The 19,350-nt window shown below is 69.5% G+C and carries 25 protein-coding genes; 8 read left to right on the top strand and 17 right to left on the bottom strand.

The window, feature by feature from the left end:
- The first annotated feature begins 141 nt into the window (after window positions 1–141).
- The 4 genes from ACODT5_RS28675 to ACODT5_RS28660 are packed head-to-tail and all read left to right on the top strand — an operon-like array spanning window position 142 to window position 3,297.
- A complete protein-coding gene (locus tag ACODT5_RS28675) occupies window positions 142–1,332 on the top strand; it encodes a radical SAM protein (protein WP_422522067.1) in 1,191 nt (396 codons plus the stop codon).
- Window positions 1,329–1,943 (top strand): 3'-5' exonuclease, encoded by a 615-nt coding sequence (locus tag ACODT5_RS28670; RefSeq protein WP_422522066.1) that lies wholly within the window; start codon window positions 1,329–1,331, stop codon window positions 1,941–1,943. Before ACODT5_RS28675 ends, ACODT5_RS28670 begins: the two co-directional genes overlap by 4 nt.
- A complete protein-coding gene (locus ACODT5_RS28665) occupies window positions 1,937–2,521 on the top strand; it encodes an AAA family ATPase (RefSeq protein ID WP_422522065.1) in 585 nt (194 codons plus the stop codon). The genes ACODT5_RS28670 and ACODT5_RS28665 overlap by 7 nt, the downstream gene beginning before the upstream one ends.
- Window positions 2,518–3,297: an aldo/keto reductase gene (locus ACODT5_RS28660; protein WP_422522064.1), complete on the top strand. Its 780-nt coding sequence runs from the start codon at window positions 2,518–2,520 to the stop codon at window positions 3,295–3,297. The genes ACODT5_RS28665 and ACODT5_RS28660 overlap by 4 nt, the downstream gene beginning before the upstream one ends.
- A 129-nt stretch (window positions 3,298–3,426) precedes the next feature.
- Here ACODT5_RS28660 and ACODT5_RS28655 read toward each other — a convergent pair whose 3' ends face one another.
- Window positions 3,427–3,702, bottom strand: a complete 276-nt coding sequence (locus ACODT5_RS28655) for a hypothetical protein (RefSeq protein WP_422522063.1) — start codon at window positions 3,700–3,702, stop codon at window positions 3,427–3,429.
- 203 nt (window positions 3,703–3,905) lie between these two features.
- Between ACODT5_RS28655 and ACODT5_RS28650 the strand changes: the two genes are divergently transcribed.
- Window positions 3,906–4,508, top strand: coding sequence for a hypothetical protein (locus ACODT5_RS28650; RefSeq protein ID WP_422522062.1), 603 nt, complete (start codon window positions 3,906–3,908; stop codon window positions 4,506–4,508).
- Between the two features lie 150 nt (window positions 4,509–4,658).
- Here the strand turns inward: ACODT5_RS28650 and ACODT5_RS28645 are convergent, their stop codons facing one another.
- The 9 genes from ACODT5_RS28645 to ACODT5_RS28605 form a co-directional block, all read right to left on the bottom strand.
- A complete protein-coding gene (locus tag ACODT5_RS28645; protein ID WP_422522061.1) occupies window positions 4,659–5,342 on the bottom strand; it encodes a GIY-YIG nuclease family protein in 684 nt (227 codons plus the stop codon).
- Between the two features lie 68 nt (window positions 5,343–5,410).
- The gene (locus ACODT5_RS28640; protein ID WP_422522060.1) at window positions 5,411–6,355 is read right to left on the bottom strand and encodes a hypothetical protein; all 945 of its coding nucleotides are present in this window, start codon (window positions 6,353–6,355) and stop codon (window positions 5,411–5,413) included.
- A complete protein-coding gene (locus ACODT5_RS28635; RefSeq protein WP_422522059.1) occupies window positions 6,352–6,876 on the bottom strand; it encodes a hypothetical protein in 525 nt (174 codons plus the stop codon). The genes ACODT5_RS28640 and ACODT5_RS28635 overlap by 4 nt, the downstream gene beginning before the upstream one ends.
- A 2-nt stretch (window positions 6,877–6,878) precedes the next feature.
- Window positions 6,879–7,235 (bottom strand): hypothetical protein, encoded by a 357-nt coding sequence (locus ACODT5_RS28630; protein WP_422522058.1) that lies wholly within the window; start codon window positions 7,233–7,235, stop codon window positions 6,879–6,881.
- A 2-nt stretch (window positions 7,236–7,237) separates the two neighbouring features.
- Window positions 7,238–7,429, bottom strand: coding sequence for a hypothetical protein (locus tag ACODT5_RS28625; protein ID WP_422522057.1), 192 nt, complete (start codon window positions 7,427–7,429; stop codon window positions 7,238–7,240).
- Window positions 7,430–7,632: 203 nt separating this feature from the next.
- Window positions 7,633–9,000: a DUF2637 domain-containing protein gene (locus tag ACODT5_RS28620; RefSeq protein WP_422522056.1), complete on the bottom strand. Its 1,368-nt coding sequence runs from the start codon at window positions 8,998–9,000 to the stop codon at window positions 7,633–7,635.
- Window positions 9,001–9,073: 73 nt separating this feature from the next.
- A complete protein-coding gene (locus tag ACODT5_RS28615; protein ID WP_422522055.1) occupies window positions 9,074–9,349 on the bottom strand; it encodes a hypothetical protein in 276 nt (91 codons plus the stop codon).
- A complete protein-coding gene (locus ACODT5_RS28610) occupies window positions 9,346–9,525 on the bottom strand; it encodes a hypothetical protein (RefSeq protein WP_422522054.1) in 180 nt (59 codons plus the stop codon). The genes ACODT5_RS28615 and ACODT5_RS28610 overlap by 4 nt, the downstream gene beginning before the upstream one ends.
- Window positions 9,522–9,764, bottom strand: coding sequence for a hypothetical protein (locus ACODT5_RS28605; protein WP_422522053.1), 243 nt, complete (start codon window positions 9,762–9,764; stop codon window positions 9,522–9,524). Before ACODT5_RS28605 ends, ACODT5_RS28610 begins: the two co-directional genes overlap by 4 nt.
- 166 nt (window positions 9,765–9,930) lie before the next feature.
- On the opposite strand from ACODT5_RS28605, the gene ACODT5_RS28600 reads away from it, so the two are divergent.
- On the top strand, window positions 9,931–10,167 hold the full coding sequence (locus ACODT5_RS28600; protein ID WP_422522052.1) for a hypothetical protein: 237 nt from the start codon (window positions 9,931–9,933) through the stop codon (window positions 10,165–10,167).
- 69 nt (window positions 10,168–10,236) lie between these two features.
- Here ACODT5_RS28600 and ACODT5_RS28595 read toward each other — a convergent pair whose 3' ends face one another.
- The 3 genes from ACODT5_RS28595 to ACODT5_RS28585 all read right to left on the bottom strand — a co-directional run bounded on the left by ACODT5_RS28595 (window position 10,237) and on the right by ACODT5_RS28585 (window position 12,439).
- Window positions 10,237–10,437 (bottom strand): zinc finger domain-containing protein, encoded by a 201-nt coding sequence (locus ACODT5_RS28595; RefSeq protein WP_422522051.1) that lies wholly within the window; start codon window positions 10,435–10,437, stop codon window positions 10,237–10,239.
- Complete coding sequence (locus ACODT5_RS28590) at window positions 10,434–10,883, bottom strand: zinc finger domain-containing protein (protein ID WP_422522050.1); 450 nt, start codon at window positions 10,881–10,883, stop codon at window positions 10,434–10,436. Before ACODT5_RS28590 ends, ACODT5_RS28595 begins: the two co-directional genes overlap by 4 nt.
- A 164-nt stretch (window positions 10,884–11,047) precedes the next feature.
- Window positions 11,048–12,439 carry a GntR family transcriptional regulator gene (locus tag ACODT5_RS28585; protein WP_422522049.1) on the bottom strand — a complete coding sequence of 464 codons (1,392 nt, stop codon included), beginning with the start codon at window positions 12,437–12,439 and terminating at the stop codon, window positions 11,048–11,050.
- 708 nt (window positions 12,440–13,147) lie between these two features.
- Here ACODT5_RS28585 and ACODT5_RS28580 point away from each other — a divergent pair.
- The gene (locus ACODT5_RS28580) at window positions 13,148–13,465 is read left to right on the top strand and encodes a MazG-like family protein (RefSeq protein ID WP_422522048.1); all 318 of its coding nucleotides are present in this window, start codon (window positions 13,148–13,150) and stop codon (window positions 13,463–13,465) included.
- 57 nt (window positions 13,466–13,522) lie between these two features.
- Here the strand turns inward: ACODT5_RS28580 and ACODT5_RS28575 are convergent, their stop codons facing one another.
- Window positions 13,523–14,176 carry a TetR/AcrR family transcriptional regulator gene (locus tag ACODT5_RS28575; RefSeq protein WP_243329969.1) on the bottom strand — a complete coding sequence of 218 codons (654 nt, stop codon included), beginning with the start codon at window positions 14,174–14,176 and terminating at the stop codon, window positions 13,523–13,525.
- Window positions 14,177–14,262: 86 nt separating this feature from the next.
- On the opposite strand from ACODT5_RS28575, the gene ACODT5_RS28570 reads away from it, so the two are divergent.
- Window positions 14,263–15,033, top strand: coding sequence for an SDR family NAD(P)-dependent oxidoreductase (locus ACODT5_RS28570; protein WP_422522047.1), 771 nt, complete (start codon window positions 14,263–14,265; stop codon window positions 15,031–15,033).
- 36 nt (window positions 15,034–15,069) lie between these two features.
- Here the strand turns inward: ACODT5_RS28570 and ACODT5_RS28565 are convergent, their stop codons facing one another.
- The 3 genes from ACODT5_RS28565 to ACODT5_RS28555 all read right to left on the bottom strand — a co-directional run bounded on the left by ACODT5_RS28565 (window position 15,070) and on the right by ACODT5_RS28555 (window position 19,293).
- Window positions 15,070–15,588 carry a DUF4240 domain-containing protein gene (locus ACODT5_RS28565; protein WP_422525066.1) on the bottom strand — a complete coding sequence of 173 codons (519 nt, stop codon included), beginning with the start codon at window positions 15,586–15,588 and terminating at the stop codon, window positions 15,070–15,072.
- A 152-nt stretch (window positions 15,589–15,740) separates the two neighbouring features.
- Entirely contained in the window at window positions 15,741–18,425 is a 2,685-nt protein-coding gene (gene aceE / locus ACODT5_RS28560) for a pyruvate dehydrogenase (acetyl-transferring), homodimeric type (protein WP_422522046.1), read from the bottom strand.
- Window positions 18,426–18,669: 244 nt separating this feature from the next.
- Entirely contained in the window at window positions 18,670–19,293 is a 624-nt protein-coding gene (locus ACODT5_RS28555) for a GntR family transcriptional regulator (RefSeq protein ID WP_243330441.1), read from the bottom strand.
- Window positions 19,294–19,350 lie beyond the last annotated feature (57 nt).

The raw sequence follows: 19,350 nt of genomic DNA, 5'->3' as shown, positions 1-19,350 counted from the left end.
ACTGGTGCGGCCGCGTCCGTGGCCGGACGAGGGCGGGCGCCGACGGAGCAACCCCGCCCGCCCCTGTGACCCCTGCCGCCGGGCGCCCGTATGCCCTGTCACGCCCGGCGACAGGACTTCTGATGGAAGGACTCTTCCCGCATGACCGTGACCACGTTCCAGCGCAGGCCCCTGCCGCTGATGACGCCGAAGCAGATCGAGCTGCTGGAGCCGAATCTGGCCGACCCCATCGAGTACCGCAAGTCCGGCTTATCCCTCAACCACGTCATCGGCTGCCCCCTGGAGTGCGGCTACTGCATCCGCCACCTCTACAAGAACTTCGGCATGAAGGTGCCGCGCGCCCTCATGTCGGACGAGGACGCGGTGGCCGCCCTGGTGGGGCACCAGTACTTCCGGCCGCACGTCACCCCGATCCAGGTCTTCAACAAGGCCACCGACCCGATGCTCCCCATCGTCAAGGGCCACACCTTCAACACGCTCCGGCTCCTGGACGAACGCGGCCTGACCAACCACGTCCTGGTCATCACCCGCTGGCGCGTCACCGAAGAGGACTGCGCCGTCCTGAACTCCTTCAGGAACATCAAGCTGACCATCCTGGTCACCTACTCCGGCATCGGCCACACCGGCATTGAGCCGGTCGACTCCGACATCGCCGCGACCAGCCTCAAGACGCTGTACGTCAACGCCCAGTCGTACCGGACGATCCTGTACTGGCGGCCCATCGTCCCCGGCCTCAACGACTCCGACGAACACCTGGCCTTCGCCAAGACCCTGTCGGAGCACGCGCACGCCACCGTGTTCACCGGCCTGTTCTTCCGCGACGAGATCGCCGCCTACTACGAGGAGAACAAGCTCCCCTCCCCGTACGAGGACACCGCGCGGCGCAAGATCATGCCGGAGCGGTTGGAGGACCGCATCCTCGACCTGTTCCGGCGCTCGGCCGACTCCGAAGAGCCGTGGGGTCCGCTGTTCCGCAAGACCTCCTGCGCCGTCGCCTACGCCCACGGCCTGGCCGACTACAACGGGCATTACGGCGTGAAGGAGCTGTGCAACATCTGCCCCAAGAGGCAGTTGGGGCTGTGCGCGGCGGCGTGGAACGCCCCGGCCCTGCCTGACGCGGAGCGGCTGGCGAAGGAGCTGGGGTCAACCGGTCCGGTGGAGATTACCGAACGGGCGGTCATCACCGAGGGCCTGGCCGAACAGCCCCGCTACTACATGCAGCACGGCTACGGTTTCCAGGTCCACGACCGAGCCCATCCCCACCGCGAGCGCCGACACGGCCGCGCCGAGATCGGCTGGCGCGAGGGGGAGCAAGGAGCCCCCACCCCGTGAACTTCTCCACCTGGCCCGCCCCCCTGTTCGTCGTCGACGTCGAAGGGAACGGGGCCACCCCGCCGGATCTCGTCGAGGTGGCGCTGATCCCCGTCACCGGCGGGCGCCCGGAGCCGGAAGCCGCCCGATCGTGGCTGATCCGGCCCCCGGTTGCCATCCCGCACCTCATCACCCGCATCCACGGCATCACCAACGCGATGGTCGCCGACGCCCCCGTATGGGCGGACGTGGCCGGTGAGGTGGCCGGGCTGCTGGACGGGGCATGGATCGCCGCGCACTCCGCCAGCGTCGAGTACAACGTCCTGTCCCGGCACCTGCCCGACTGGAAGCCCGCCGGGGTCATCGACACCCTTCGCCTCGCCAAGGCCACCTTCCCCGGGCACAAGGGCTTCGGCCTGGACGCCCTCATCAACCACACCGGCATCAGCCTCGACGGCGTCGCCGGCACGCGCCACCGCGCCGGATACGACGCCCACGCCACCGCCCTCCTGCTGCACCACCTCGCCTCCCACTACGACTCGTGGGACGCCATGGCCGCCAAGGCCGTACCGCCGGGGATGCCCGGCCTTCCCGAACTCGACCCCCAACCCGAGGAGCAGACACTGTGGTAGCCACCCGCGTAGCCTTCACCGGGACCCACTCCACCGGTAAGACCACCCTGATCCGGCGCGTCGAAATGGAACTGCGGGCCACCGGCCTCACCGTGGCCCGCACCCCGGCCTCCTTCGCCCAGCAGGCCGCCGAACTCGGCTTCCCCAAGCTCCACAAGCAGAGCCCCGAGTGCACCGAGTGGATCATCGCCGCCTCCGGCGCCGCTGTCGCCGAGGCCACCCTGAAAGCGGACGTTGTCCTGATCGACCGCTCCGCCGTGGACCCCCTCGCCTACTACATGGCCGCCCTGGAACGCTCCGGCCAGGACCCCGACCCGAAGGTCATGGATGGGCTCGTCCGCCTGGTCCAGGCCCACGCCGCCACGTACGACCGCCTCTACGCGACGGTCCTGGACCCCTCCGTCCCGCTCGGCGACTGCCGAGACCGTGACCCGGACTACCGCGCCTCCGTCGACCGGAACATCCACTCCCTCATGACCAGCCTCAACCTGCCCCACCAGAAGATCACCAGCACCGACTTCAACGGCAACGCCGTAGCCGTCATGGTCGAGCGCATCACCGCGAAGGCCGCCGCGTGACGCCCCCTGCGGGCTCCATCACCATCGCGGGCAAGACCGTCTCCCGTCTCGGCTTCGGCACCATGCGCCTGACCGGCCCCGGCACCTGGGGCGACCCGACAGACCTCGGCGAAGCCGTCGGTGTCCTGCGGGACGCGGTCCACGTCCACGGCATCACCCACATCGACACCGCCGACGCGTACGGTCCCCACACCGTCGAAACGCTGATCCGCCAGGCCCTGCACCCGTACCCGCCGGAACTGCTGATCGCCACGAAGGTCGGCATGGCCCGCCCCAGCCCGAACGTGTGGAAGCCGCTCGGGCGCCCCGAGTTCCTGCGCGCCACCGTCGAGCAGTGCCTTCGGCGCCTCGGCGTAGACGCCCTGGACCTGTGCTACCTCCACCGCAACGACCCGAAGGTGCCGTTCCTCGACCAGGTCGGCGCGCTCGCCGAACTCCAGCGGGAGGGGAAGATCAGACACATCGGCCTGTCCAAGGTCACCCCGGCCGAAGTGGACATCGCCGCGACCGTGGTCACCGTGGCGGCCGTGCAGAACAAGCTGAGCCTCGCCGAGCCGAGGGACGCGGATCGGGGAGTGGAGCACTGCCGGGCCGCCGGTATCCCGTACGTGCCCTACGCCCCGCTCGGGGCCGGGGCGCTGACCGAGGACGGCGGGGTCGTGAAGGCACTTCACTGGCTGCTCGACCTCGGCGACCATGTCGCCCCGATCCCCGGCACCGGTTCGGCAGCCCACCTTGCTGAACTGGTCGAGGCAGCAGGCTCGTACAGCCGCTGACGTACGACGAGAGCGCCCCGCCCACCGGATGTCTGGTGGGCGGGGCGCTCCTCGTTCACGGCGACCGCGGTACGCCGCACAGTGGCGGCGGTGCCGGCGTCGTCTGCACCTGATACTTTCCGGCCCCGGCTACCGGGGGAACAGCCACGCCAGGATGGCCACCACCACCCCCACCACAGCGGCGACCGCAGCCGCGTACGCCAAGCCGGACAGCGGCGCAGGAGCGGGCGCGGGCGTCGGGGGCGTGGTGGCGGTCTGCGGAGGGGTGGGCCGGTTGACCAGCGCCACGATGACGAAGCCCGAGTACATCAGCGCGAACAGTCCCCCGCCGACACCGAGGGCCAGGGCCACCAGCGGGACGTTCTCAGAGGCGGCCTCGGAGGCCGCGATGATCCGTGAGTCCATGCCGACCAGCGTCCCGACGTCCAAGTAAGTGATGTATCGGGAGAGTCAACTACTGCCCGTGCAACGCTTATCCCATGAGTAGAGGCCATGGGCGCGTACAACGACAGCTTCTTGAGTCCCTTCGCGCCTTGAACAGCAAGCGGCCCGACGCATGGGTTCAGATGCGGGACCTCGCCGGAGGAGACGCCGCCACCCGATCCGACATGGAGAAGACTCGCCGTGCCCTCCTCACCCTGGAACGAGAAGACCTGGTCCAGATCGGGCACATCGAGTGGCGGAACTCGGAGGTGATCGTCGCCCGGCTCAACGGGCCGCACAAGGAGATGCCCCTGGGCCCGCCGGAGAACCGGCCCCTCGTCGAGATCCAGGGAGGACTCGCCGCCCTCGTCGAGTTCTACAACGACGCCCTCCATGAAGCAGGCTCGCTCGCCTACCTGAAGGTCCACTGGCACCCGGAACCCGTCCTCAAGGTCCCCATCCTCTCCCTGGAGGGACACCGCCGGACCGTCGTCGACTACGACCCCAGGACACGCCTGGCCATCAGGGCCGCCCAGCTGGAAGACTGGCTCACCGCCCAACGCCGCGAAAGGCAACGGGAGAAGGTCGAAGCCGCCACCGCCCGACAGGCCCTCCACGCCGCAGACGAGCGGGTGGAGGATGCGTTCCTGGCCGCCCTTCTACGGTTCATCGAGGCCCCCCACGACACCGAAGACCGCGAGCGTCGCGGTCACCAGGTGATGACCCTCTTGAGGCTCATCACCCTCAGCTACCCGGCGAACAACGGCACCTCGCCCGAGCCCGGCTGACCGATCGCCTGCACAGACGGGGCCACGCAGCCCGCACCTGGCACGTGCGGCACAACGAGGAGCGCCCCGCCCACCGTGTTGGTGGTCGGGGCGCTCCTCGTTCACGGCGACCGCGGTACGCCGCACAGAGAAGGCGGTGCCGGCGGCGCCTCAGCGGGTTGGCAGGACTGGCACAGAGATCGGGTGGGGACGTCGGACGAAGTACCGGATGACTCCGACCAGGCCGGACAGAAGGCGGGATGCGTAGGGCTGGAGCACTCGGCAGACGAAGAACATCGACGCTGCCGCGATGACGTCGACCGAGGTGAAGTCGTAGGACGTGATCCACACCTTCAGATCGCCCCACCAGCCCAGCACCCAGTCGTCCCACTCCATGGCGTGCAAGTAGTCCACGGAGACCTGGACGGCGGCGGCCACGAAGAGCAGATCCCAAAATCTCCAGAAGACTTCAATGAAGCGTTGCTCGAAGTCCGATTGCTTCCAGTACTTCACGTGGGAGGCGAGGTAACCTCCTCGGATCCGAACCACTGGCATGGGTTCCGCTTTCGTGGCCTCGCGCTTACCGAAGACCGCGTTCCGTACGGTCTCGATCGGGTCGAGGGCGCCGAAGTCGAACCACTCGCCCTGCACCCGGTACAGGTGGAATCGTGAGTGCAGGGCGGCTTCCAGAAGTTCGGTTCCGGGTGTGCTCCACAGGACGTGGAGCTTTTCGGGATGTCCGGTCTGAAGAACCTTCAGGCGGTCCTCCGGGCGTCTCGCGGTGTACCCGATCTTGACCGGTCCTCGTGTTCGTGGGCCGATGAGATAGACGCTGGAAGTGGTGCTGTCGGGCACTTCTCTCCGATCGCTTGACGGTGGGTAAAGGAGTAAACGGTTAGCGCTGACCTGCGGCTTTACCCGTCTCAGGCTGCTTCATCCTCGACGGGGGAGGGGTTAGATGTGGGGTACACGGTCAGGTCCGGCACCAGGTGAGCGGGCAGGTGCAGCATGCGGCCCAGGGCCTTCTCGACGCCGTCGTACGTGACACCCAGCTGCTTGTCCCCGCCGACGCTCACGACCTTTGTGGGGATGTCCGCGTCGCGCAGCTTCGAGGGAAAGGTGGCCGACGTGATGCCGAGGAACTGACCCTGATGGTGTAGTCCGTGAAGCAGCTCGACACAGTGGATGCCGTTCTGGTTGTTCTGCTTCGCGATGGCCACTGCCTGCTCGACGTAGGTCCGCAACTCCAGCTTCCACTTACCGGTGTCCACGATCACGGGCTGGTCCCCAGAGGGTTCGAGGACCAGGAACGCGGTGTCGGCCAGGAGTTCAGCGGGGACGGGACGGACGGTCTTCTCGAACGGCTTGTCGCCCCACATGCAGCAGGCGGTCACGGAGCTGCTGACGGCCAGGACGAACACCATCCCGTCGATCAGCGCGGTTCCTGCCACCACACCGGCCACGGGCGAGGCCAGCACCAGGAGTCTGCGGAACTTCGTCCAGTGCCGCATGTGCCGGATCTGGCCGGGGTCGACGGGGCGGACCTCGAAGTCCCCCAGGGCGGCCAGGGCGGCTTCGTGACGGCGTCCCTCGTTCTCCGCCAGGGTCAGGTCGGCCTGGGCGGCGGGGACGAGGCCCCCGTCCTCGGCGGCGATCCGACGCAGCTTCGCCGCTCTGCGGTGCGCCCGTCTGGCTTCGCGGGCATGCTCCTCGACCGCTTCGGCGTGCGCTTCCGCGCGGGCCTTGACGATCCTGCGGTGCAGCTCCTCAGCGGAGACAGTGTGGCCACCGGCCCAGTGGGCGAGAGCGAGGGTGATGTGTCCGTATCCGGCGGTGGTGCGGGCGATCAGGGGTCCGGGCTTGCTCATCCGATCATTCCCTCCCCGATCCAGGTCATCAGCGGGACGCCGATCATCGACGCGATGCCGCCGAGGGAGGAGGCGATGCCCCAGGTCGAGCCGGTCAGGGCGCCGGAGATGGCGAGTGCGCGCTCTCCCCAGCCCTTGGCGAACCAGATGAACAGGCCGAGCAGGATCATCAGGGTCAGGGCGATCCAGGAGCCGGAGTAGCCGAGGACTTCGCCGGTGGACAGCTCTACCGCTCCGGCGCCGGACTGGCCGACGGCGGCGTTCCCGATCTCCTGGCCGAGCTTGTTCCCGGTGCCGGTGAATGTGCCGGAGATGTTGCCGATGATGCCGCCGACGACGGCCGACGCGAGCACCATGACGAGGAAGGCTGCGGCCCAGGGGAGCCAGACCCGGCGCTTCTTCAACGCCTTGAAGGTGCGGCCGTTGCTGTAGAAGATCACGGCTCCGGTCACGACCATCAGGCAGAAGCCGAAGGCGGCACCGGCGCGGGTGACGACGTGGGTGGTCTCGATCAGGTCCATGGTCAGGCCCCCACAATCCAGATGGTCATCAGGTGGCGGGTCGGGGCGGCGAGCAGCGTTCCGCCCACGGCAGCCATGAGCAGGGCGGCGCTCGCCCACCGGCGGATTCGGCCGCCGGTCGCCATGCCGACGGCGCACACCGTCGACGTGATGCAGGCGATGGCGAACGCGGTGTTCACGCCGACCTCGGCGGATACGGGGATGGCGACCTGTTCGGCCCACACCACGGCCGGGAACATGGCAGCGGAGATCAGCGTGAGGGTGCGCACGGGGCGCAGGGCGCGGACGGTGGCGCGTACCCGGTTCCAGTCGATGCTGTGGTGAGCGTCGGGGGTGAGGACGGGAATGCGGTCGGTCACGGTCACCACCCCGCCGGGGCGACGCCGAGGGCAGCCAGGTGGGCGCGGATGGCGAGTTCGTCTTCGTCGTGCGCGGTGTCGACGGTGCGCGGCTCGGCCGGCGGCGCCGCGGTCTGCCAACCGGACGGCAGAGCGGGTATGCGGGCAAGCTGCGGCTCCGCCGTGACCGTGGCGGGCAGGTGTTCGTTGATCATGTCGGGCTCCCAGGCCCGTTCCCCAGTCGCGAGGGTAGTCGTACAGGCGTGCGACCGTGAGGGGTATTTCGTACGCCGGACACGGCGGGCGCGGATGTGCGCGAGCATGGTGGCCTCTCGTCTGTCTCTAGTACGGGCGTGGGTGAAGGGGGCCCCGAGCCGAGCCATAGGAAGTTCCAGCTCGGGGCTCCCGGTCTGCGGGGTCAGTCGGTGGGCTGACGCTGGCGGTACTCGCCCAGGGCGCGGTTCAGGGTCGGGACGCTGGTGTCGTTGTCCTTCGCCCAGACGGCCTTTGCCGGTGGCTTGTCCCCGGCCGTTTCGGCCCTTTCCACTTCGGCCATGTAGGCGTCGGCAAGGGCCGCTCGCCGCTCTTTCCCCTCGCGTTCGCGGGCGGCGTTTGCCGTCTCGAAAGGGCCGGGGGCGGCGGGGTGTTCGGGACCGTAAAGGGCCGGGGGCCGGGCCTCGGCCCTTTCCGCGTTGACCTGCGCTTTTGTCGACACGTCGTCACCGGCCCTTTCCGGTGCGATGTCCGGCGTGAGCGGGCTGTCCTCGGGGTCTGCGGCCCGGCTGTTGCCGATGTCCTCGGTGCAGCTTTCGCTGTTGCCGTCGGGCAGCTCGTCCGGCCCTTTACGGTCGTCGTCTTCTGTTGCCGTGCGTGCGGTGACGACCGCGCGTCGGCCCTTGCTGCCGGACTCCGGGAGAGCGGCCGTTGCCGGTACGGCGGGCGGAAGGGCCGGGAGCCCGGCGCCACTGACGGCGGGTTCGGAGATCATCTCTATGGTCTTGTCGGCGGCCTCCTCCAGCGTCTCCTCGCGCTCGACGGTGACCTCGGTGGGCGTGGTGCGGCGGGGGCGGGTGACCCAGAAGGCGGGGTCGATGCCTGCGGCGGCCAGTCCGGCGGGTGCGGTCTCGGTCAGCGGTACGCCGTGCTGGGCGAGGCGTAGCGGCATGAGGGCTTCGACGGGTGCTTTGCGCCGCCAGGCTCGCCCGTAGCGGGCTTGGAGCTGGGTCCGGTAGATCAGCCGGTCCTGTTCTATGCCGACTGCCTGTTCGTAGGAGTGGAGCTCCCACAGCTTCATGCGGCGCCACAGCTTGAAGGTGGGGACTGTCGACAGGAGCCAGCGGGAGAGCCGCACGCTCTCCATGTGTCGGTCGGCGGCGATGTTCGCGAGGTGGCCGACCGCGTGGCGGGCGGCTTCGACGGTGACCACGAACAGGATCGGGATGGCGGCGTGCATGCCGACGCCGAGGGGGTCGGGCCATGCTGCCGCGCCGTTGAAGGCGATCGTGGCCGATGTGAGCAGCCATGCGGTCTGGCGCAGGAGCGGGAAGGGGATGCGCATCCAGGACAGCAGCAGGTCGAGGGCGAGGAGGACGACGATCCCGGCGTCGATACCGATGGGGAAGACCAGGGCGAAGCCGCCGAAGCCTTTCTTCACGGCCAGGTCCCGGACGGCTGAGTAGGAGCCCGCGAATCCGATCCCGGCGACGATGACGACGCCTGCGATGACGACTCCGATGAGGGCGCGCATCGTGTCATTGAGCGGGGGCCGGTCAGTCGGGCTGGTCATCGGTAGGGCTCCTGGTCGGGGTGGGGTGCCGCCCCGGCGGGGGCCGGGGCGGCGGTCGTACGGGGTTCGGTCATCAGTCGGGACTGCTGCCGGGATTCCGCGGCGGCGCCGGCCGCGCCTTGGAGGGGTGGAGACCGGGGCCGAGAACAGCCCTGATCTCGCCGGGGTCGATGCCAAGGGCGGCCAGGTGCTGGCGGAGCGCTGCACGGTCGGTCCGACGCTGACTCTCGTCGGCCCATAGGGTCCGGCGACGTAGGCGAGCCTCGGCTCGGGCGGTCTCGATCGCTGCCGGGTCCAGCGGGGTGCGGGCGCCGGTCTCCGGGTCGATCTCGTACAGCGCCCGGCTCACCGGGACCACAACCCGCGCTTCGGCTCGGCGCTCTTGATCTGCTGCCGGGCGGGCTTGGCTTCGAAGTCGCGGGCGCGCTTGGCCTCCTTGCGGGGGCTGCGGGCGCGGCCCATGGTGTTGCCGCCGCCCTCGCTGTCGTGGTTCCCCGGGTCGGAGAAGGAGTACCGGCGGCTCACCGGGCACCTCCGTTGGTGAACGCGTTGAGGTGTGCGGTGACGTGGCGGGCGACGCGGGGGTCCCGGCAGATGGCAGGAATTCGGGTGCGGGCCTGGGTGGTGGCCCGCCAGCAGCCGTAGCCGTGGTCGCGCAGCCGCTCCTCGCGGTGGGATCGGAGAGCGTTGTACCGCTGTTGGTACTCGTCGGCGCTGTCCAGGGCGGCGGCAATGGCCGTACTGGTGCCCGTAGGGTTGGGCATAGCTGATCACTCCAATGCATCTGGGGTGCTCGGTCAGGCCCTCGTTCCGGTGTTCGCTGCACCGGTCGAGGGCTTTTTTGTTGTGCGGTTCTAGCGTGTTCCGCACCACTCAAGTGTTGCGCAACATACGATGTTGCGCAAGATGGATCTCACGTACGATACGCGCATGTCGAGCGAGAGCAGCAACCCGAAGAAGACCGTGCGCATGAACGCGGCCGACCTGCGGACCCAGATCGTCAAAGTCCTCGGCGCACGGGTGCAGTACGGCAAGGAGCACATCCAGGTCATGCGCTACAAGGAAGCCCAGGCGGTGATCGTCCCGCTGGACTGGTACGAGAAGGCGCTGGAAGCTCTCGCCGAGCAGGACCGGCTCCCCGCCGAGCCAGACCCGAACGACACGTAAACCGCCTGCGCTCTCGCTCAGCCCCCACCGCGACCACGCGACGGGGGCTTTCGCATGTCTGCCCGCAGGTCACGCCGGGGGCCTCTCCGAGGCAGCCCGACGGGTGGCTTCGTCGATGCGGGTCTGGTGGGTTCTGATCCGTGCGGCCGGGTTGGTTCTGATCCGACATGGCCGGTCGATGCGGGCTTCGCACCAGGGGCAGTCCACGCCGAGCGGGTCTCCGGGCTCGTGAACGACAGGGGCCGGGGCGCGCAGACGGGGCTTACTCATGTCGGGACTCCAAGGGGTTGGCGCTGGCCGGCGGCGCCGCGGTTTCGGGTCAGGGTTGGAGGGCGGCGAGGACGCGGGCGGCGTGAGGCTGGACGACGCCGGTGCAGTGGATTCCGGTGGGGGTTGCGCACACCGAGCACCAGCGGGTGAGGGCCAGGGACGCTGCGGGCGGCCGAGGTCCGGCCTGGGCAGGAGCAGGGGGTGCCGGGGGCGGTACGGCAGGTGGGACAGACGACGGTGGCCGCGAGCGCGAGGTAGGCGCGGACGGCCCGGTCGGGGTGTGCGTCCGCGAGGTGCCGGTCGGGCTGGTCGCGGACGTGACAGGGCCGTCCGGCGCGGGCCGTGCAGGTCGGGCAGGAGAACGCACTAGTGACGGCCTCCGCTTCGGCCTGGTCCTGCTGGCGGTCCGACTCCAGCCAGAGGACGGGAGAGTTGGGGTCGGTCAAGATCGGAGTGATCCCTTCAACGTCGACGCGATTGGGGTGATGACGTCAGGCCGGCGACGCCGTGATGTCGTGGCGGCCAGTGCTGTGTGGCAGGCAGAAAGGAGGCTCTGACCTGCGGAGTGACATGAATGAGACGCGGCAGTTGAGACGCTGACACGGTGGGGTCAGGCGGCTTCCTCCCACTCGGCGCGGGCTGCCGCGTGGCGGGCGATCAGCACCTCATACGGGGGCTCGGGGCTGTCCCAGATGAGGTGTCCGTCATCCGCGACGCGCCAGCCGGGGATCACCTGACCGGTCTGGGTGTCGATGACGTCGCTGCCCCAGCGGGTCCACGTCGTGACGGCTTCCAGGCCGGTGCGCAGGGCGGTCTTGGCCTTGCGGACGGTGTCGCGGGCCCCTTCGAGCCACCGCTTCCACCGCTCCCGCTGGGAGTGGTGCCGGAGCTTGCGACGCTCACCGACTCCAGCCGTGCCCTGGGTGATCGCGGTCTCTTCCCAGAGGTCTGCGGCCTCGCGGGTGTCGGGGGCCGCCAGAGCTGTCCGGGCTGCCTCGGTGAGTTGGTAGATCTCACCGGCCTTCTCTACGATGCCGGACTCCACGAGCTTGCCCATGGCCCGGTATCCGGTCCTGCGCTGGAGTCCGGCCGCGTCGAACCACTCGGAAGCCGTGCGGTCGGGGGTCTCGGAGTCGCACATGGCGGAGACCAGGGTGAGGCCGGAGTCGGCCAGGCCCCGGTGGGCGAACGCGTCCAGGCTCATGAGCTGGGTCATGACCTGCCCGTTCACCTCGACAGGTACAGGCTGGGGGTGTGTCACGGATGAGACACCTGGTGCGGGGGGACCGGTGGGCACCTGGGGGTGTCTCATCGGTGACACATCGTCTGGACAGCTCAGCAGCAACCATTCATCCGCATCCGACCCGCGCCCCCGGACTGTCCGCCGCAGCAGCCCGCGCTCCTGCAACTCGGTGTCGGCCCTGGAGACGGTGTTGGTGCTGACCCCGGCCTCCTCCGAGAGCTGACGGACGGACGCCTGGTGATCCCGGCCCCCGGCCTTCAACGCGATCTCGACGTGGGCGAGGAGTACCCGCTTCGTCTTGCGGCCGGTGAACTTCATGGACTCCGCCCGCTCCCGCAGGGTCAGAAGGTCCGTAATCGCGTCCTGACGGCTGGCGATCGGGTCGCTGGAGGAGATGTGTCGGGTGACGCGGTCCCAGACACGTTGGAGCAGCTTGATCGCGTCGTCGTAGCCCTTGCGGTGGACCCGCTCGCGGTACCAAGCCCCGCCCTTGTGCGGGCCGAGAAGAAGAAGGTGGTGGAAGTCGGGCCAGGAGCCTCCGGCGCGGTGGATGCCGCCCGCGATGACACAGGCGATCTGGAAGGCGTGGTCCGCGTTCGAGCCCCGGTCTTCCTTGCGGTCGGAGGAGAGCACCACGGGCAGGGCGACCTTGCGCTGGCCGGGGATCCTGATCTTCGTCAGCGGAAGAAGTTCGCCGTCAACGTCGCCCTCGGTCAGCATCCGATAGGCGCGAGGGGCCGCAGAGGCCAGACGGGACATGAGGTCGCCGGACTTTGACGGCCCACCAATCCGCGGATTTACGGCATTGAAGTCATGACATCCAGTAGCGTTGGAAACGGCATTCAGCACTCTGCCGCTGACGGTGTTCGGGTTGCGGTACGCGCCGTTGAGACGCGCTCCGTGATCAGGTACCGTCACGGCTGTACCTCGTTCCTAGCAAGGAACATGGGGGGTGCCCTTCGAGTCAGAGGGCCCGGCCGCTGCGAGGGAGACGCCAATCACACGCGCAGCAGTCAGGTAGAAGACTTGATCTAGAAGGCCAGCAAGAGGCCGTCCCCTCGGGGGCGGCCTTTCGCGTTTCACGGCGACGCCGGCCGCGCCGACCACCTGCTCCTGAGTCCCGTGTCCGGGCATGGCAAAGCCCTCGGCCCGCATGGCTGCGGGGTGTCCGAGGGCAGGGTGCGCGAGAGTGTGGAGCTGGCTGGTCAGCCCTGGGGCCGGGCCCACAACGGGCCCACCAGAGAATCCGAGAAGGGTCGAACCGCTGCCGACCGCATCGGACTGTTTCTGCACGTCATCCGCCCTTTCTGCGGATCAGTGCAGGTGGGGCGAATCATCTACTTAGTTCTTCGACCTCTAAGCCGTGCCGTGGTCGTGCTGACGCACTGATCGAACGAAGCCCCGCCCCCCTCCTGCAGAGGGGGGCGGGGCTTCTGCGTTGCGGCGGCGCGGCGCTAGCTTCGGGGGATGGACGACACCTGGAAGACCATCGGGGCCCTCGCGGCCCGGTTCGACGAGCACGACAGGGGGCGCGGGGTGGCGCACGAGGAGAGCGTGACGCTGCAGATCCTGAAGATCGGCGAGGAGTTCGGGGAGGCCGCGCAGGCCGTGATCGGGGCCAAGGGCACGAATCCGCGGAAGGGGAACTCGCACACCTGGGGGGACGTGGAGGCGGAGGTCGCGGACGTCCTCGTCACCGCGATGGTCACGCTGGCCCGGATGCGGCCCGACGCCCCCGCCTTCTTCGCGGAGCACCTGCGGGAGAAGTCCGCCAGGTTTCTCTGACGGGCAAGTTCTCTGACGGGCCGGTCCTCCGACGGGCAGGTCCTCCGACGGGCGCGCTCAGCGCATCAGCGGCATCGCGCCCGTGAGGTCGCGCAGGCAGCGGACCGCGAGTTCCGCGGGGGAGCCGGGGCCCGAGGGCGGGGTGTCCGTGGTGGACCAGAGTTCCAGGGAGATGCGGATCGCGTCCGTGGCCGCCGCCGCGAGGAGCCGGACGGCGAGGGGTTCCGCGTCCGGGCCGGCGAGCCGGGCGACGACCGGGACCAGGCGCTCCTCGGAGTCCTGGTTGACCCGGTACCAGACCGCCCGCAGGGCCTCGTCGGTCGTGGCGGCGCGCAGCAGGCCGCGGGTGACCTCCAGGCCCTCGTCGAGGGCCTGGGGGCCCGTGAGGGAGCGCGTGACGGCACGTTCCAGGGCCTCGGTCAGCGGGGTGCCGGGGTCCTCCTCGGCGAGCAGCGCGCGCCAGGCGTCGCCGCCGCCCGCGAGCAGGGGGGCGACGGCCTCCTGCTTGTTGCGGAAGTAGCGGTAGAACGTGCGCAGGGCCACGCCCGCGCGGTGGGCGATGTCCTCGGCGGTGGTGCCGTCGGGGCCGTGCTCGGCGAAGAGTTCGCAGGCGGCGCGGGCGATGTCGAGCTGGGTGGCCGCCTTGCGGCGCTCGTTCAGCGACTGGGCTCCGGGGCCGGCCTGGGGAGAGTACGGACGAGGGGATCTCACCGGGGAAGGATACCTCGGCCCCGGTGAGTAAATGCATGTTTTGACAGTCTGGCAAAACGTGTCATGACGGGAGTACGCTCGTCTCCATGAACCGTTACGAAGGACGTCGCGTCCTCATCACCGGCGGCGGCTCCGGCATCGGCCAGGCCACCGTCCACCGCATCCTCTCCGAGGGCGGCCGCGTCCACACCGTGGACGTCAACGAAGCCGGTCTCAAGGCCACCGCCGACCAGGCGGCCGCCGACGGCCACGCGGACCGCCTCACCACCGCGGTCCTCGACATATCCGACGAGGCCGCCGTCAAGACGGGCGTGGCCGCAGCGGTCGACACCCTCACCGGAATCGACGTACTGGTCAACGCCGCGGGCATCCTGCGCTCCGCGCACACCCACCAGACCACGCTCGAGTTCTGGAACAAGATCATCGCAGTGAACCTGACCGGTACGTTCCTGGTCATCCGCGAGTCGCTCCCGGCGCTGCTGGCGGGCGACCAGCCGGTCGTCGTCAACTTCAGCTCCACCTCGGCGTCCTTCGCCCACCCCTACATGTCCGCCTACGCGGCCAGCAAGGGCGGCATCCAGTCCATGACCCACGCGCTGGCCGCCGAGTACAGCAAGCAGGGGCTGCGCTTCGTCGCCGTCGCGCCGGGCTCCATCGAGAGCGGCATGACCACCGGCACGGGCCCCGGCCTGCCCGAGGACACCGACTGGAGCCTGTTCGCCAAGCTCGCCCCGGCCCTCGGCCAGGGCTTCGCAGGCCCGCAGACCGTCGCCGGCGTCGTCGCCATGCTGGGCTCCGAGGACGGCGCCTTCATCACCGGCACGGAGATCCGTATCGACGGCGGCACGCACTACTGACCCGCGTACGGGGGAAGGGGGCGGGGGACGGGGGCGTCAGCCCCTGAAGCGGTCCCACAGCCGGGGGAAGCGCTCCGCGAGCACGGCTTCGTTCTCGAAGTCCAGCGCGGCGCCCTCCGGCTCCGCCGCCTGCAGCGGGATCCCCAGATCCGGCGCGACCGACCCGGTCAGCTGCTCGTACGCCTCGTCCGCCGCGTACCCCAGCTCCTCGCCGTCCCCGTCGATCTCCTCGTCGAACTCGTCGAGGAGCTCCGCGAGCTGGTCCGGATCGTGCACCCCGCCCTCGAAGACCTCCCGGCCCTGGCCGATCAGCCAGCACCGGAAGTAGTCGAAGGCGTCGTCGCTGGCCCCGTCGAGCAGCACCCACGCCGCGCCCCACAGTTCCCAGGTGTACGCCCGGTTGTACCGCGACTCGAAGTGCCGGGCGAAGTCCAGGACGGAGTCCGGGTCGAGCTGTGCCAGCCGCTCCACGAGCAGCTCGGCGTGTTCCTCGGGGTCGCCCTCGGCGGCCTCGCGGGTACGGTCGACCATCTCCCAGAACTCCGTCTCGTCCATCACCGCTCAAGCATCACGGGTACACCCCCTCGCCGCCACCGCGCATGCCGCGAAAGGCCGGTCCGGGCCCCCGCACGGCCGCATGCGAACGCGAAAGGCGGCCCGCCCCCGAAGGGACGGACCGCCTCACGGTCGCTCAAGGACGCGGGGGCCTACAGGCCGTAGCGCTCCCGGGCCTCCTTGATGGAGGACGCCGGGACCTCGCCGCGGCGGGCGAGCTGGGCCAGCGCGGCCACCACGATCGACTGGGCGTCGACACCGAAGTGGCGGCGGGCGCCCGCGCGGGTGTCGGAGAGGCCGAAGCCGTCCGTGCCCAGCGAGGTGTAGTCCTGCTCGACCCACTGGCTGATCTGGTCCGGGACCTGACGCATCCAGTCGGAGACGGCGAGCACCGGGCTGGTGACGCCCTCCAGGGCGCGGGTGACGAACGGGGTGCGCATCTCCCCGCGCAGCAGCGCCTCGTCGCACTCCAGCGCGTCGCGGCGCAGCTCGCCCCAGGAGGTGGCGGACCAGACGTCGGCGGCCACGTTCCAGTCGGCGGCGAGCAGCTTCTGCGCGTCCAGCGCCCAGTGGATGGCCGTACCGGAGGCCATCAGCTGGATCTTCGGGGCGTCGGCGGCCGGGGCCGCCTCCGCGAGGTCCGCCGCCGTGTTGAAGCGATAGAGACCGCGCAGGATGCCCTCTTCCACGCCCTCGGGCATGGCCGGCTGGACCTTCGGCTCGTTGTAGACCGTCAGGTAGTAGAAGACGTCTTCCGGCTTCTCGCCGTACATCCGGCGCAGACCGTCCTTGACGATCACCGCGATCTCGTACGCGAAGGCCGGGTCGTAGTTGAGCGACGCCGGGTTCGTGGACGCGATCAGGTGCGAGTGGCCGTCCGCGTGCTGCAGGCCCTCACCCGTCAGGGTGGTGCGGCCGGCGGTGGCGCCGACGATGAAGCCCTTGCCGAGCTGGTCGGCGAGCTGCCACATCTGGTCGGCGGTGCGCTGCCAGCCGAACATCGAGTAGAAGATGTAGAACGGGATCATCGGCTCGCCGTGCGTCGCGTACGACGTACAGGCGGCGATGAAGTCGGCCATGGCGCCGGCCTCGGTGATCCCCTCGTTGAGGATCTGGCCGTCCTTGGCTTCCTTGTAGTACATGAGCTGGTCGCGGTCGACCGGCTCGTACGTCTGGCCCAGCGGCGAGTAGATGCCGGCCGACGGGAAGAGGGACTCCATACCGAAGGTACGGGCCTCGTCGGGGACGATCGGAACCCAGCGCTTGCCGGTCTCCTTGTCCCGCATCAGGTCCTTGACGAGCCGGACGAAGGCCATGGTGGTGGCCATCTCCTGCTTGCCGGAGCCCTTGAGCAGCGGGGCGAAGGAACGGTCCGCCGGAGCCGGCAGGGCCACGTGCTTGACCTTGCGGGCCGGGGCCGGGCCGCCGAGCGCCGCGCGGCGCTCGTTCAGGTACTGCACCTCGGGGCTGTTCGCGCCCGGGTGGCCGTACGGGACCTGGCCGTCGGCGAAGGCGCTGTCCGGGATCGGGAGGCCAAGGAGGTCACGCATGTCCTTGAACTCGTCGATCGTCAGCTTCTTCATCTGGTGGTTCGCGTTCTTCGACTCGAACCCGGCGCCCAGCGTGTAGCCCTTGACGGTCTGCGCGAGGATGACCGTCGGAGCACCCTTGTGCTCCAGGGCGGCCTTGTACGCGGCGTAGACCTTGCGGGGCTCGTGGCCGCCGCGGGAGGTGTGGAAGCACTCGGCGATCTTCGCGTCGGAGAGCACACCGGCCAGCTGCACGAGCTCGGCGTTGGCGCCGAAGAAGTGCTGGCGGATGTAGGCCACGTCACGGGTCGCGTACGTCTGGAACTGCGCGTCGGGTACCTCGCGCAGGCGGCGTACCAGGGCGCCCGTGGTGTCGAGCTGGAACAGCTCGTCCCAGGCGGAGCCCCACAGCGACTTGATGACGTTCCAGCCGGCGCCGCGGAACTGGGCTTCCAGCTCCTGCACCACGCGGAAGTTCGCGCGGACCGGACCGTCGAGGCGCTGCAGGTTGCAGTTGATGACGAAGGTCAGGTTGTCGAGCTGCTCGCGGGAGGCCAGGGCCAGGGCGGCGGTCGACTCGGGCTCGTCCATCTCGCCGTCGCCCAGGAAGGCCCAGACGTGCGAGTTGGCGGTGTCCTTGATGCTCCGGTTCTGCAGGTAGCGGTTGAAGCGCGCCTGGTAGATCGCGGAGAGCGGGCCGAGGCCCATGGAGACCGTCGGGAACTCCCACAGCCACGGCAGGCGCCGCGGGTGGGGGTAGGACGGGAGGCCGTTGCCGCCGGCTTCCTGGCGGAACTTGTCGAGCTGCTGCTCGGAGATCCGGCCGTCGAGGAAGGCGCGGGCGTAGATGCCGGGGGAGGCGTGGCCCTGGATGTAGAGCTGGTCGCCCGATCCGTCGGCCTCCTTCCCGCGGAAGAAGTGCTGGAAGCCGGTCTCGTACAGCCACGCGGCGGAGGCGAAGGTGGCGATGTGGCCGCCGACGCCGTACTTGGAGCCGCGGGTCACCATGGCGGCCGCGTTCCAGCGGTTCCACGCGGTGATCCTGGCTTCCATCGCCTCGTCACCGGGGAACTCCGGCTCCGCGGCGGTGGGGATGGTGTTGACGTAGTCCGTCTCGAGCAGCTTCGGCAGCGCGAGGCCTGCGGCCTCGGCGTGCTGAAGGGTGCGACGGAGCAGGTATTCGGCGCGGCGCGTACCGGCGGCCTTGGCGACGGCGTCGAGCGAGGCCGCCCATTCGGCGGTCTCCTCGGTGTCGCGGTCCGGGAGCTGGTCGAGCTCGCTCGGAAGCTTTCCTACGGGGTCGGACATCGGTGTGCGCCGCCTTCCGGACAAAGGAGAGGTGGTGAAGAAATCCCTGACGGGCAGGACAGGGTCGTTGGACCCGGGTGGGGTCCGCGGATGACTGTAAGGCGCTGATCGATGATCGATCAAATGAAAGTGACGAAGAAACGCCCATATGACAAAAGTCGGCACCGGGTGCCATGAAAACAGGCACCCGGTGCCGGGCAAATCGGGGCAAGAGGGGTGCCCCTGCGGGAGTGCGTTGGCTAGATCACGCCCTCGGCGCGCAGCCCAGAACGTGCCGCTTCACGAGCAGACCGATGTCCGGATCCTGATTGCGGAAGGCGTCCACAAGGGCTTCGTGCTCCTCGGCGTAGGACTTCTGGACGGTGCCCAGCCACCGGATGGACAGGGCCGTGAAGACCTCGATGCCCAGGGACTCCCAGGTGTGCAGCAGCACGCTGTTCCCGGCGGCCCGCACCATCTCCCGGTGGAAGCCCACGGTGTGCCGCACCTGGGCCGTGCCGTCCGCGCTGCGGTCGGCCTCCCACAGGGCCGCCACGTGCGGCTCCAGGGCCGAGCAGTCGGCCGCCAGCCGGGGCGCGGCCAGCTCGGCCGCGATCTGCTCCAGGCCCGCCCGGACCGGATAGATCTCCTCCAGGTCCGCCGCCGACAGGTTCCGTACGCGCACGCCCTTGTTCGGCGCCGACTCGATCAGCCGCAGCGTCTCCAGCTCGCGCAGGGCCTCGCGCACGGGCGTCTGGCTGACCTCCAGCTCCACCGCGATCCGGCGCTCCACGATCCGCTCACCGGGCTTCCAGCGCCCGCTGACGATCCCCTCCACGATGTGCTCGCGGATCTGCTCGCGCAGCGAGTGCACGACGGGTGGGGTGATCATCGGGGCTTCATCTCCTGAGGGGTGTGCAGGGGGCATGCCGGGGCATGCGGGGCC

This window comes from Streptomyces tatrensis (genome assembly GCF_049310065.1).
In the GTDB taxonomy this organism is placed as follows: Bacteria; Actinomycetota; Actinomycetes; order Streptomycetales; family Streptomycetaceae; genus Streptomyces.
Note: the sequence above shows the minus strand (reverse complement) of the source record. Positions and strands in the feature narration are given on the sequence as shown.